Source organism: Rhizobium sp. 1399, from assembly GCF_031455475.1.
Lineage (GTDB): Bacteria > Pseudomonadota > Alphaproteobacteria > Rhizobiales > Rhizobiaceae > Rhizobium.
The window spans coordinates 289,899-302,221 of sequence record NZ_JAVDSU010000002.1 but is presented as its reverse complement, the minus strand read 5'-3'; the positions used below and the strand labels follow the sequence as shown (position 1 = coordinate 302,221).

Genomic DNA, 12,323 nt, shown 5'->3' with positions numbered 1-12,323 from the left:
GGATGTCGAGATAACCTGCATCGCACTCACGAATAAAGTGTACGGCTGGTTAAAAGAGAGTATGGGCAGCCATCGGGAGCGTAGACAGGCTGTCAATTGCGCCACTGTTGCGGCAATCGTCGTGCACTCGTCGTCCGTCAGAAATAGATCGACATGACCAGATCCTGGTCGAAATCACCAAACCCCTTGCCGAAGAGGTTCATACCACCTGGATTTTCGGCCTTTTCGTCGATGCCGATGCGAAAGCGGATCGAATGGTGATCGGCTATGCGCAGCGAGGCGATGGTCTGGGTCGAAACCATCGCGCCATCGATCCAGGTCCCGGTCTCGTCGATCGTCCACGTCTTGAGCTTGCCGTATTGCGAGCCGGACAGCTTCCACCAGGAGGGCGAATACATGCCGCGGCGGTCGCCGAAATCGCCGGGCGAGGTCCAGTGCCCGGCCTTTATACCATTCACCCAGATCGAAATGTCGGAAGGCCAGTTGGCATTCGTGGCCGGCGTCTCGGAACTCAGCTCGGCCGAGAATTCCACCTTGCGGATCTTCTTGCCGGAGACCTTGGCGTTGTTGGGAAACTTGTATTCGACATAACCGCGGGTAAACCAGAGCAATGCCGCCTGCATACGCTGCGGATCGAGGAAGACCTCCTGCACGTCGAGCATGCCGATGACGTTGTTGACCGAACAGAGCCCGCAAGGCGCTCCCACGTCGAATTCGGTGAAGAGGCCGATCGGCATGCTGACGGTGACCACATCTTCGCTCGCCTTGGTGCCGTTGGTATCGAAGCGGATCAGGATTTCATCGTAGATGCTGGAGCAGACCTTCTGATTTCCCTTCGTCGCCTTCATCGTCTGGGTCTGGATGAGGCCGGCCTGCTCGAGCGACTTCAGATTGGTTGCCGTCGTCGATTGCGGCAAGCGCATCTGCGCCGCAATGTCGTTGACATTCAGCGGCCCCTTCTGGCGCAGCAGGTTGAGGATTTCGATACGCGTCGGAGAGCCGAGAGCCTGAACGACGTCAACGTCCCTCATTGGATCGACGGTTAGAAGTTTCGTCTCCATACCTTGATACTGGTTCTCCAGTCTTTCTTGCTGGTTTCAGCTGATATCACGGCGTCATGTCCGATGTCGCCGCTCTTTTTCATAAGCGCCGGTCCGCGCCTCGGGAGAGCTCTCGCGGACCGGCAGGGCCTTCTCACCTCGGCCCGGAAGCAAATCTCTCATGCACTTATCCCTTGATGCCCGACGACAGCATCAGCGCCTGCGTTACGCGTTTCTGGAACAGGAGGTAGGCGACGGCGACCGGCATGGCAGCAAGGATCGCCACTGCCATATCGCGTGCATATTTGACGCCGAAGGCATCTCTCGTCTGGGTAATGCCGACCGTGATCGTCATCATGTCGTCGGAGTTGGTCACGAGGAATGGCCAGAGGAAGGCATTCCACGCCATGATGTAGGTGATGATGGCAAGGGCCGTGGTAATTCCCCAGTTCAGCGGCAGATAGAGCTTGAACAGGATCTGGAATTCACCACAGCCATCGAGTTTGGCGGCCTCGCGCAGTTCCTTCGGCACGGAATCGAAGAACTGTTTGTAGACGATGACGACCACGGGCACGATCAACTGCGGCAGGATGATGCCGCCCCAGGTATTGATCAGGTTCAACTTATGCATCAGCACGAACTGCGAAATGACGAGCGCCTGCGAAGGCACCATGAAGCTTGCCAGGATGATGCCGTAGAGAAGCTTGCGGCCCGGAAAGACGATCTGCGACAGTGCGTAGGCGCACATGACGCTGATGAAGATGACGACGACAGTCACGCTCACCGAGGTGACGATGGAGTTCAAATACCACGTCGAAAGCTTCGTCTCGAAGAGGGCGTAGTAATAGGCAGAGAAATTGAAGACGTCAGGGAAAAGGGTTGTCTTGTTGACCACATCCTGTTCCGGCTTGATGGATGTCACGATCGCCCAATAGATCGGGAAAGCCCAGGTGCAGGCAATCACCAGCGTGAGGATCAGAAGCAGCGCGTTGCCGATTGTCTTGCCGGGCATCTCAGCGCTCCCGTACACGCAGGAGCTGATATTGCAGCACCGAGACGACGACGATGATGACGAACAGGATCACCGCGACAGCTGAGCCGAGACCGCCATGGTTCGATCGGAAGGCCTCGCGATAGACGAGCTGCAAGAGCACATAGGTCGAATTGAACGGCCCGCCCTCGGTCAAGAGATAGACCTGGTCAAAGATCTTGAGCTGCAGGATGAGCTGCAATGTCAGCACCAGCGCGGTCACCGGCCAGATCAGCGGCCAGGTGATGCGCTTGAAGCATTGCCAGCGCGTCGCGCCATCGAGCATCGCCGCCTCGTAATAGTCGTGGGGAATGTTGCGCAGGCCGGCGATGAAGAGCAGCAGGTTGAAGCCGTTGGTCCACCACACTGTGACGAGCGCCACCATCGGCATCGCCCAGATCGGATCACGGAAGACACTGACCCGCCCGCCGGTGAAGGCCTCGATGAGGAATTGCGCGATCCCGAATTGCTGGTCGAGGACCCATTTCCAGATCTGGGTGACTACGGAAACCGGAAGAATATAGGGGATGAAGAAGAGCACCAGCACCAGGCTCTGCACCCAGCCTTTCAGGCGCACGACCATCAGCGCCAGCCCGAGGCCGATCAACGTGTTCGGGATGACCGTCAGCACGACGAAATATCCGGTATTCCAGACCGAAGTGTAGAAGAGCTTCTGATGGAAGAGCTTCACATAATTGTCGAGGCCCACCCATTGCCCCTCGCCGACGAGCGGGGCGTCGGTAAAGCTCAAGGCGAACATCTTGTAGACCGGATAGGCAAAGACGGTCGCATAGGCGATCAGGAACGGCGCGATCATGACGATCGCCGTCAGCGTCTTGCGTCGCTTTTCAGTATTGACCACAGATCATCTCCCTGGACGAAGGGCTGGCCGGAGACAGGCTCCGGCCAGCATCTTCTCACTGCTGGCTCTGCAGCTCTTCGCGCATCTGTTCGATCGCATCTTCCGGATCGAGTTGACCGTTGAGTGCGGGAACCACGAAGTTCTGCGTTGCCTCGTAGATCGGGCCGGCAACGCCCGCGAGCTTGGAGACCGGGTCGAAGACGGCGGTATCGGCAAGCTTCGCATAGGTGGCGTTCGGCTGCATTTCCTTGAATTCCTTGCTGTCCGTCACCGGCTTGTAAGCGGGGATATGGCCAGCACTTGCCCAGGAGATGCTATGCTCGTTCATCCAGGCGATGGTCTGCAGCACGGCTTTCAGTTTTTCAGGCGTGATCGGCTTGCTCTCGCTGTTTGGAACGGCGAAGGAATGCGAGTCCGCCCAGGTGGCCTGCGTGCCCAACAGGTTCGGGATTTCGATAGCCCCCCATTCGAAGCCGAGCTCACCCTTCTTTGCGAGGTCGGCCATCGTCGGTACTTCCCAGACGCCGTTGACGTGCATCGCAGCCTTGCCCGAGGTGAAGAGCGCGATTGAGGCTTCATAGGAAATCAGCTTCGGCGAATAGCCTGAGGAGACCCAGTTCGCCATGGTCTTCAGCGCCTTTACGCCGGCATCGCCCGGCAGGATCTGGTCACCGTCGATAAACTTGGCGCCCTGCTGAGAGAGAAGCGTATAGAAGACGCGCCACATGGAACCGCCTTCATCCGTGTGCAGCGACAGCGGATATTCCACCTTGCCCGTCGCCTTGATCTTGTCGAGCGCAGCATTGAAATTGTCGAGACCGTCGAGACCCTTCGGCAGACCGTCGTCGCCGAGCAGGCCGGCTTCCTTCAGGATATTCTTGTTATAATAGAGAACGATCGAATGGACGTCGAAGGGAATGCCGTAGACCTTGTTGTCGAAGGTCGCCTGCTTCCAGGCCGCATCGACATAGTTTTCCTTCTTGATGCCGGCGGAAGCCAGTTCCTCATCCGTGAAGGGACGCAGGATGCCGGTCGGTACGGCAAGCGGATAACGCGACATATGATAGGTCATGATGTCGGGCTGCTGGCCGACGGCAGCCGACGTTTGCACCTTGGTGTAGAACGGCACGCCCCATTCCAGGGTCGTGGCATTGATCTTGATGTCGGGATGGGTGTCGTTGAATTCCTTGATGAGCGCTTTCATGCGCACGCCGTCGCCGCCGCTTAAGAAATCCCACCAGGTAATGTCGGTCTGGGCGAATGCGGCTGCCGAGGGCAGCAATGCGATGGCCGCCGAAACGGCAAGTTTTAAGAGTTTTCTCACGTTTGTTCCTCCTCTAAAGCATGGGTTGGGATCATCCCGCGTCACGGGATGACTTGTGCCGCGAGCCTCCTCCAAAGGCGCGCGATCAAGATCTCCTGCATTCCTTTCCGGTCTCCGGATCTCAAGCTCCGGACCCGTTCATCAGCTGAGCCTCCTGCCTTCGGCATCGAAAGCCAGCATCTCAGGCACTCTCAGAGAGAGGCTGATCTTCTCCTTTGGCTGAGGCCTGCTTTCGCGGCACTCGACCGTCATCTCCGCATCGGTCGCGGTCAGCACGTGAAGATATCCGGTGCCACCAAGCTCTTCGGTGAACTCCGCAGTGACGGGCAGCGTCAGGCCGGCCTCCCCGTTGTTGAGCCCGATATGCTCGGGCCGGACGCCGATATTGATGGCAGCGCCTTCGGCGACCGGCGTGCGTGTCGGCAGCTCGAAAGCCTGGCCTGGTGCGTCATCGAGCTCGACGCGGGCAGAGCCCTGTCCGGCGCCGATGACCTTGCCCTTAAGGAAGTTCATGCCCGGCGATCCGATGAAGCCGGCGACGAACATGTTCTGCGGATCGCGATAGAGCTCCAAGGGCGCGCCGACCTGCTGGACGATGCCCTCCTTCAAGACGACGATCTTGTCGGCAAGCGTCATCGCCTCGACCTGGTCATGGGTGACGTAGACCATGGTCGCTCCGATCTGCCGGTGCAGGCGGGCGATTTCCATGCGCATTTTCACGCGCAATTCGGCATCGAGATTGGACAGTGGCTCGTCGAACAGGAAGACGCGCGGCTCGCGCACGATGGCGCGGCCGATCGCCACGCGCTGGCGCTGGCCGCCTGAAAGCTGGCTCGGCTTATGCTGGAGATAATCGCCAAGGCGAAGGATATCGGCGGCCGCCTTCACCTTCTCTTGAATCTCTGCCTTCGGTCGTTTGGCGATCGACAGGCTGAAAGCCATGTTTTCGAAGACGGAAAGATGCGGATAGAGCGCGTAGGACTGGAAGACCATCGCGACGCCGCGCTTCGATGCTTCCCTGTGCGTGACGTCTTCATTCTCGATGCTGATCTGCCCGCCGCTCGTTTCCTCGAGCCCCGCAATCATCCTCAAAAGCGTCGATTTTCCGCAGCCGGAAGGGCCGACGAAAACGGCAAACTCACCCTGCTCGATCTCGATATCGACGCCGTGGATGACCGCGAAGGCCCCGAACGACTTCCTGACGTCAGTCAGTTTTATCCCAGACATATATCCTCCCGATGGACACTCCAGACGGGGCAGCCTCCTCTGCTGCCCCGATGGCGATCAACTCACGCCGAAGCGACGGAGAGCAGGATGAAATGATAGGATTTCGCCGGCAGCGATCCGGTGAGCCTGCCCTCGTCGGTGACCTGGAAGCCGGATCCTGCCGTCGGCACGATACGGTTCTGATCCTCGACGGAGTTGCGCGCCTTGAGGTCTTCGCCCGCCATCGTGTGATGCTGGATGACCTTCGCGCCCTTGAAGCCCTGCAGGGCAACATCGAGATCGATGGCCTCATCGAGACTGCGGTTAATCGCAAAGAGCGCGATGCTCTTGCCATCCTCCTGCAGCACGGCCGAAAGATCGAGATAGGGAACGTCCTGCGCCACATCGCAATCATAGGTCGGGCCAGAGGCCGAAACCGTCAGCGCCGTGCCACGGCCATACTTCGATGCGAACTGTAGCGGATAGTAGATCGATTGGCGCCAGGCCGGGCCTCCCGCCTTGGTCAGGATCGGGGCGATGACGTTGACGAGCTGCGCCATGCAGGCGATCTTGACGCGGTCGGAGCGGCGGATGAAGACGTTGATCAGCGAGGCGACGAAGATCGCGTCCTCGAGATTGTAAAGCTCTTCGAGCAGCGGCGGCGCTTCCGGCCAGTCCCAGTTCTTGTAGCGCTGATCGTCTTCCTTGCGGTCGTGATACCAGACGTTCCATTCGTCGAAGCAGATCTTCACGTCGCGCTTGGAGCGCTTCTTCGCCTTTATGTAATCGATGACGCCGCCGATCGTGACGATGTAGCGGTCGAGCTCGATCGCCTTGGCATAGTAGTTCAGCGTGTCGCTTTCCTCGTTGCCGAAATACTTGTGCAGCGAGATATAGTCGACGCTGTCATAGCTCGCATCGAGAACTTGTGCCTCCCATTCGGGATAGGTCTTCATCTTGTCGTTCGACGAGCCGCAGACCACGGTTTCGAGCGTCTTGTCGAAATATTTGAAGGCTTTACTGACTTCGTTGGCAAGCAGACCATATTCCGTTGCGGTCTTGTGACCGACCTGCCAGGGGCCGTCCATCTCATTGCCGAGGCACCAGATGCGGACATTGTGCGGGTCCTTGTATCCGTGCTTGGCGCGTAGGTCGCTCCAGTAGGTGCCGCCCGGATGGTTGCAATATTCCAGGAAATTGCGAGCGTCATTCAGGCCGCGCGAACCGAGGTTCATGGCGAGCATCATCTCGGTCTTGGCGAGCTTCGACCAGTCGGCAAATTCGTTGACGCCCATCTGGTTGGTCTCGCGGGTCCGCCAGGCAAGATCGAGACGCGTCGGACGCTGGTCGCGCGGACCGATGCCATCCTCCCAATGATAGGCCGAAACGAAATTGCCGCCCGGATAGCGGACGATCGGCATATCGAGATCGCGCACCATATCAAGAACGTCGGTACGGAAACCGTCCTTATCAGCTTTTTCGTGACCCGGCTCATAAATACCGGTATAAACGGCACGACCCATATGCTCCAAGAAGGAGCCATAGACGCGCTTATCGACGGTCGAGATGGTAAATTCCCTGTTCAGGGTCGCTTTAGCCCGCATTGATGTTCCTCGTTTATTGAATTTGATTTTTGAGCAAGCTATTCTGAGAGATTTTTTTAATCAAGTAATTTGTTTAATATCCGAAAATCAGTTTTAGTATGGCGAAGGATCAACGAAATCTGTGAGAAACCAGGCGTTTCAGGCCCAATCGTCGGTCTCCGCCGGGTCGTTAAAGCCGCGATTAACCAACCAGCCTCTGACGCGGGAACAAATTCTGCTCGGCAACGTTTTGGCGCTCGCGACAGGAGGAGGAAAAACAGATGCCAAATGCAAAATGGAGCGAACCGGTCGAAATCGAGTTCGACAATGCCGGATCCCGGACCGTCAGAGGCCCCTTCGACGCACTCATCTATCTCCACGACATGTGGCCGCGGCGCACGGGAGCGAAATTCGTCAGGGCAAGCAATGCCTGCAAGGGCGCCGTCGAAGGACGCGTTAGTCTGGAAACAGCAAGGGAAGATTTTCTCGCGGCGGCAGCAGAAGCGAGACTAACCACACATTGACCCCGAGGGGTGGACGCGCACATGCCGCGTCCACCCATATTTCTGAGGAAGGAGACTGCATGCGCGCCCTGTTGGTATCGTTGCTGACCTTGGCCGTGACCGCCATTTCGACAGGCCCGGCCCTATCTGCCGACATGATCCAAGGTTATGAACGCCCCCATGTCGTCAAGCATCGACCGAAGCCGGTCATTCGTGCACGCTATGTGCAGCGCCGGCATCTCGATTGCACGGATATGACTGTCGAATACCGCTACATTCCGCGTACGGATTTCGTGACCGTGTGCCATCGTATCTGAGGCCAGCCAAGGCCGGTGTCAGATTGGATAGTGCCCGGGCTGCGATGCCACCGTCATCCACCTGAGGTCGGTGAATTCGTTGATGCCGGCCTTGCCGCCGAAGCGGCCATAACCGGAGGCTTTCACACCGCCGAAGGGCATCTGCGCCTCGTCATGCACGGTCGGTCCGTTCACATGACAGATGCCGCTTTCAATCCGTCTTGCGACCTCCATGGCGCGGGCCGCATCCCTACCGAAGACGGCGGCGGACAGGCCATATTCGGTATCATTGGCAACGCGGACAGCCTCATCGATACCGCGCACGCGCACCATGCAGGCAACCGGACCGAAGCTCTCCTCTCCATAGATCCGCATCGATGGTGTCACGTGGTCAAGCACCGTGGCGTCCATCAAGGTCCCGATCGCACGGCCTCCCGCAAGCAGGCGGGCGCCCTTGGACACTGCATCCTCGATCAAGCCATTGACGCGTTCAACCGCATCGAGGCCTATCATCGAGCCGAGCGGCGAATTGCTCTGGCGCGGATCGCCGGCAACCAGCGTCGAGGCCTTGCGGGCAAACTGATCGGCAAACTCGTCGCCCACCGCCTCGTCGACGACGATCCTCTCGGTCGACATGCAGATCTGCCCCTGGTTCATGAATGCGCCGAAGGCAGCGGCTTTCACGGCTTCGCCGATATCGGCATCATCGAGCACGACGAAGGGTGCCTTGCCGCCAAGCTCCAGCAGCACGGGCTTCAAATGGCGGGCGGAGACCTCGGCGATGATCCGGCCGACGCGGGTCGAGCCGGTGAAATTGACACGGCGCACGGCCGGGTGGGCAATCAGCTTTTCGACGATGGATGCAGCATCGGCGGGTGCATTGGTGAGCACATTGACAACACCGTCGCCGAGGCCCGCTTCGCGCAATGTCTCGCCGATCAGATGATGCGTCTTCGGGCAAAGCTCGGACGCCTTGAGGACGATGGTGTTGCCGCAGGCAAGCGGCAGGGCGACGGCGCGCACGCCGAGAATGACGGGCGCGTTCCAGGGCGCAATGCCAAGGACGACACCGGCCGGCTGGCGCACGGCCATCGCCAACAAGCCGGGCTTGTCCGAGGGGATCACTTCGCCGGTGATCTGAGTACACATGGCGGCGGCTTCCCGCAGCATATTGGCGGCGAGATAGACGTTGAAGCCCGCCCAGGCGGCTGTGGCGCCCGTTTCCTCGGCCATGGCGGCGATGAATTCGCCGGTGCGGGAATCCAAGAGGTCGGCTGCCTTCGAAAGGCGCTTGCGCCGTTCTGTCGGTGCAAGCGCCGACCAGGCAGGAAAGGCCGCGGCCGCAGCGGCAACCGCTGCATGCGCATCCTCCAGCGTTGCTGCGGCCGCCTTCGTCGCCAGCTGACCGGTAATCGGGTTCAGCCGTTCGAAGGTCGCGCCGTTCGAAGCCGGCATGGCACGACCGCCAATGAGAAGCATCAGGTCAACCATCTCGTTCCCTTTCAGATATGCGCCTGATTCCCTCCCAAAGGGCTGGCGCGATGATGTCTGCTGGTTTCCGGCATCCGCCGGGAGTCATGTATCCCGCGGTCACGCCGGGAGATCGACGTCTTTCATTGGAAGATCCTCACCCATATCGCCTGAATTCAGGCGCTCCTCAGGAGCCAGTAGGAACCAATCCATCGGCGAAATGAATGGATTTTCCTGGCAGCTTATTGTACTTTTCCGCGATTTTTTCAGATTCCCGCTTGGCATGTGGTTGCCCGGCCGGTTGCGCGCCCGGAGTTCATGATGCCGGAAAAGTTGCTCGATATGCCGGCTTTGTCGGTCACCGCATCGACGATTTCCGCCGGCCTCGGCAGCCAGACCTGGAGCCTTGACGCCCACGGCAGCCGTCCCTTCTATCAGGCCTTTTTCGTCTCGCGAGGCAGAGCGAGCCTATCCATCGACGGACAGGCGGGGCTTACGCTTTCGGCGCCTGCGGTACTTTGGCTGCCGCGGCGGATTTCGGGGGCTTTCGTTCTTACCGCCGGCAGCGAGGGGGCGATGCTCTCGGCACCCTATGACTTTGTCGGCAGAACGGTCGGCGACAGCCCGGCCGCCGTGCAGTTGCACGATATGATCGAACGCGTAGTCGTGGCTCAGAACGAAAATCTGGCGGGGCGTGCAGGCGATATCGGTCGTGCCTTCGAGGTCATGACGCAGGAGACACGGGACCACCGACCCGGCGGGACAGCGATTGTCGGCGCCTATTTTTCCGTGCTGCTGCTGCTGATATGGCGGGCCTCAGGGGCATCGGCCCCGACGAAGACGTCAGGCACAGGGGCGACCACCTTGCAGCGGTTCAGGCAGATCGTCGAATTGCGTTTCCGCGAACAGCCGGCGATCACCGATATCGCCCGCGCCATGGGCATCACCTATGATCACCTGCATCGGGCCTGCATTTCCGGCACCGGACGAAGCCCGATGGAACTGATCCATGAAAGGCTGATCGCCGAAGCAAAGCTGCGGCTTGGGCAATCGGAGCAATCCGTCGAGCAGATCGGCTTCGGGCTCGGCTTTCGCGATCCGGGCTATTTCAGCCGCTTCTTCAAGAGCCGCGTCGGCGAACCGCCCGGCGCCTACCGGCGCAAGATCGCCGCGCAGTCGCAGAAGGGCCTCGCCCCATCCTTTGCCGCCTGGCCGTGAGGCACTCGCGATTGAGGAGACGGCCGTTTAGAACTTCCGCAACTCACGCGTCAGCGCCTGGAGTTGCTTGAAGCCCTCGTAGCGCTTTGCGTGAAGATCAGCGATCACACCCTGCGCCGGCTTGTAAGTCCCTTCTGCCGCCGAGAGTTTCGTCATTGCTTCACGCATATCGGTAAAGAGCCCGCCGGCGACGGCGCCGAGGATCGCAGCACCCAGCAGCACCGGTTCCTCGGCCTTCGTCGCGACCACCGGCTTGCCGCTCGCATCGGCAAGCATCTGACGGACGAAATCATGCTGGCCAGCACCCCCGCTGATGACGATGTTCTCGATGGTGACGCCGGCATCAGCCTGCGTGTCGATGATTTGTCTCAGGCCATAGCCGATGCCGCAGAGGCCTGCGACATAGAGCGAGACCAGACTGTCGAGACCCCTCTCCATGTCGAGACCGGCAATCACGGCGCGGGCGTGCGGATCGGCGAAGGGCGCGCGATTGCCGAGGAATTCGGGAACGACATGCAGGCCTGCGACGAGTTTGACGGCATCGGAAGAATGGCCTGCCTTTTGCGCGGCCATGTCAGCCAGAAGGACCGGCAGCGGAACGCCGTTGCGCTTCGACAATTCCTTTGCCTCGCTGGCGGCGGGATGGAAGGACAAGAGCTGTTCGATCGCCGCACCCGCAGCACTCTGACCACCCTCGTTCAACCACATGCCTGGCACCATGGCTGAATAATAGGGACCCCAGACGCCCGGCACGAAGGCCGGTTCGACGGTTGATGTCATGGTGCAGGACGACGTGCCGAAGACGTAGCCGAGATTGGCCTGCGGACCGGCGCCGATACCAACGGTTCCGATGCCGCCAGCATGGGCATCGATCAGCCCCGCGGCGACAGCCGTTCCCGGAACGAGGCCGAGTTCACCGGCGGCCGCCGCTGTCAGGCCCTGACCGAGCGGCGAGCCAGGCTCGACGATCGACTGGCCGATGCGGGCAAAACCTTCGTCGGCCAATGCGCCGAGGCCGATCTCATGAAAGTAGGTCGCATCCCAGCGCTTCTCATGGGCGAGATAGGTCCATTTGCAGGTGACGGTACAGGTGGAACGCGCGAGATCGCCGGTCGCCCGCCATGTCAGGAAATCCGCCAGATCGAAGAATTGCCAGGCAGCATCGAAGACCTGCGGCCGCCTTTCCCTCAGCCAGAGCAGCTTCGGCGTTTCCATCTCGGGGGAGATACGACCACCGACATAGCGCAGCACGTCATGGCCGAGCGCGTTGATACGCTCCGCCTGCGGGACCGCGCGATGGTCCATCCAGACGATGATATCCCGGTTCGGGTCTTCCGAGGGACCAATGGGCAGCGGCCGGCCAGCCTCGCCGAGCACGACGAGCGAACAGGTGGCGTCAAACCCCAGGCCAGCGACCGAAGCCGGATCGATACCGCTTGCGGCGACGACCTCGCGGACGCAAGCGCAGACGGCCCTCCAGATTTCCGTACTCGACTGCTCGACGATGGAGCCGGCTTCATGAAACAGCGTGATATCCCGCTTGGCGGATGCGAGCATCAGGCCATCGAGGTTGAAGAGGCCGGCGCGGGCGCTGCCGGTGCCGACATCGACGCCGATGACATGTTTGGCACCCGCTGATGGCGTGTGTGAAGTGTCGCTCATGATCTCTCGTTCAAATCGGCAGTATCAGGGTTCCAGAGCATTTCCATCTTTCCTCGAATCGCGGAAACGCTCTATCTCTTTGTTTTCATGCAATTGCGGACGCAAGACCGCTACGCATACTTGCTGGAA

At 59.9% G+C, this 12,323-nt stretch carries 11 protein-coding genes; 3 read left to right on the top strand and 8 right to left on the bottom strand.

Annotated elements, in window-relative coordinates; genetic code table 11:
- Nucleotides 1–137 precede the first annotated feature (137 nt).
- The 6 genes from J2X71_RS07430 to J2X71_RS07405 form a co-directional block, all read right to left on the bottom strand.
- Nucleotides 138–1,061, bottom strand: coding sequence for an ArsR family transcriptional regulator (locus J2X71_RS07430; RefSeq protein WP_310380632.1), 924 nt, complete (start codon nucleotides 1,059–1,061; stop codon nucleotides 138–140).
- Nucleotides 1,062–1,227: 166 nt separating this feature from the next.
- The gene (locus tag J2X71_RS07425) at nucleotides 1,228–2,052 is read right to left on the bottom strand and encodes a carbohydrate ABC transporter permease (protein WP_113321107.1); all 825 of its coding nucleotides are present in this window, start codon (nucleotides 2,050–2,052) and stop codon (nucleotides 1,228–1,230) included.
- A 1-nt stretch (nucleotide 2,053) separates the two neighbouring features.
- Complete coding sequence (locus J2X71_RS07420) at nucleotides 2,054–2,887, bottom strand: sugar ABC transporter permease (RefSeq protein WP_310382160.1); 834 nt, start codon at nucleotides 2,885–2,887, stop codon at nucleotides 2,054–2,056.
- A 100-nt stretch (nucleotides 2,888–2,987) separates the two neighbouring features.
- Nucleotides 2,988–4,256 carry an ABC transporter substrate-binding protein gene (locus J2X71_RS07415; RefSeq protein WP_310380628.1) on the bottom strand — a complete coding sequence of 423 codons (1,269 nt, stop codon included), beginning with the start codon at nucleotides 4,254–4,256 and terminating at the stop codon, nucleotides 2,988–2,990.
- 141 nt (nucleotides 4,257–4,397) lie between these two features.
- Complete coding sequence (locus J2X71_RS07410) at nucleotides 4,398–5,483, bottom strand: ABC transporter ATP-binding protein (RefSeq protein ID WP_113321109.1); 1,086 nt, start codon at nucleotides 5,481–5,483, stop codon at nucleotides 4,398–4,400.
- 62 nt (nucleotides 5,484–5,545) lie between these two features.
- Nucleotides 5,546–7,066, bottom strand: coding sequence for an alpha-N-arabinofuranosidase (locus tag J2X71_RS07405; protein ID WP_310380624.1), 1,521 nt, complete (start codon nucleotides 7,064–7,066; stop codon nucleotides 5,546–5,548).
- 260 nt (nucleotides 7,067–7,326) lie between these two features.
- Here J2X71_RS07405 and J2X71_RS07400 point away from each other — a divergent pair, with 260 nt between their 5' ends.
- Both J2X71_RS07400 and J2X71_RS07395 read left to right on the top strand, forming a co-directional pair.
- Nucleotides 7,327–7,569, top strand: a complete 243-nt coding sequence (locus J2X71_RS07400) for a DUF982 domain-containing protein (protein ID WP_007819632.1) — start codon at nucleotides 7,327–7,329, stop codon at nucleotides 7,567–7,569.
- 59 nt (nucleotides 7,570–7,628) lie between these two features.
- Nucleotides 7,629–7,865, top strand: a complete 237-nt coding sequence (locus tag J2X71_RS07395; RefSeq protein ID WP_310380621.1) for a hypothetical protein — start codon at nucleotides 7,629–7,631, stop codon at nucleotides 7,863–7,865.
- 18 nt (nucleotides 7,866–7,883) lie between these two features.
- Here the strand turns inward: J2X71_RS07395 and J2X71_RS07390 are convergent, their stop codons facing one another.
- Nucleotides 7,884–9,335, bottom strand: coding sequence for an aldehyde dehydrogenase (locus J2X71_RS07390; RefSeq protein WP_310380619.1), 1,452 nt, complete (start codon nucleotides 9,333–9,335; stop codon nucleotides 7,884–7,886).
- Nucleotides 9,336–9,632: 297 nt separating this feature from the next.
- Between J2X71_RS07390 and J2X71_RS07385 the strand changes: the two genes are divergently transcribed.
- Nucleotides 9,633–10,532, top strand: coding sequence for a helix-turn-helix domain-containing protein (locus J2X71_RS07385; RefSeq protein ID WP_310380616.1), 900 nt, complete (start codon nucleotides 9,633–9,635; stop codon nucleotides 10,530–10,532).
- 27 nt (nucleotides 10,533–10,559) lie between these two features.
- Here the strand turns inward: J2X71_RS07385 and J2X71_RS07380 are convergent, their stop codons facing one another.
- Nucleotides 10,560–12,194, bottom strand: a complete 1,635-nt coding sequence (locus tag J2X71_RS07380) for an FGGY-family carbohydrate kinase (RefSeq protein ID WP_310380613.1) — start codon at nucleotides 12,192–12,194, stop codon at nucleotides 10,560–10,562.
- Nucleotides 12,195–12,323 lie beyond the last annotated feature (129 nt).

Coding starts and splice junctions, on each gene's coding strand:
- J2X71_RS07430 (WP_310380632.1), bottom strand. CDS start 1,061: ATGGAGACGAAACTTCTAACCGTCGATCCAATGAGGGACGTTGACGTC.
- J2X71_RS07425 (WP_113321107.1), bottom strand. CDS start 2,052: ATGCCCGGCAAGACAATCGGCAACGCGCTGCTTCTGATCCTCACGCTG.
- J2X71_RS07420 (WP_310382160.1), bottom strand. CDS start 2,887: ATGATCGCGCCGTTCCTGATCGCCTATGCGACCGTCTTTGCCTATCCG.
- J2X71_RS07410 (WP_113321109.1), bottom strand. CDS start 5,483: ATGTCTGGGATAAAACTGACTGACGTCAGGAAGTCGTTCGGGGCCTTC.
- J2X71_RS07405 (WP_310380624.1), bottom strand. CDS start 7,066: ATGCGGGCTAAAGCGACCCTGAACAGGGAATTTACCATCTCGACCGTC.
- J2X71_RS07400 (WP_007819632.1), top strand. CDS start 7,327: ATGCCAAATGCAAAATGGAGCGAACCGGTCGAAATCGAGTTCGACAAT.
- J2X71_RS07395 (WP_310380621.1), top strand. CDS start 7,629: ATGCGCGCCCTGTTGGTATCGTTGCTGACCTTGGCCGTGACCGCCATT.
- J2X71_RS07390 (WP_310380619.1), bottom strand. CDS start 9,335: ATGGTTGACCTGATGCTTCTCATTGGCGGTCGTGCCATGCCGGCTTCG.
- J2X71_RS07385 (WP_310380616.1), top strand. CDS start 9,633: ATGATGCCGGAAAAGTTGCTCGATATGCCGGCTTTGTCGGTCACCGCA.
- J2X71_RS07380 (WP_310380613.1), bottom strand. CDS start 12,194: ATGAGCGACACTTCACACACGCCATCAGCGGGTGCCAAACATGTCATC.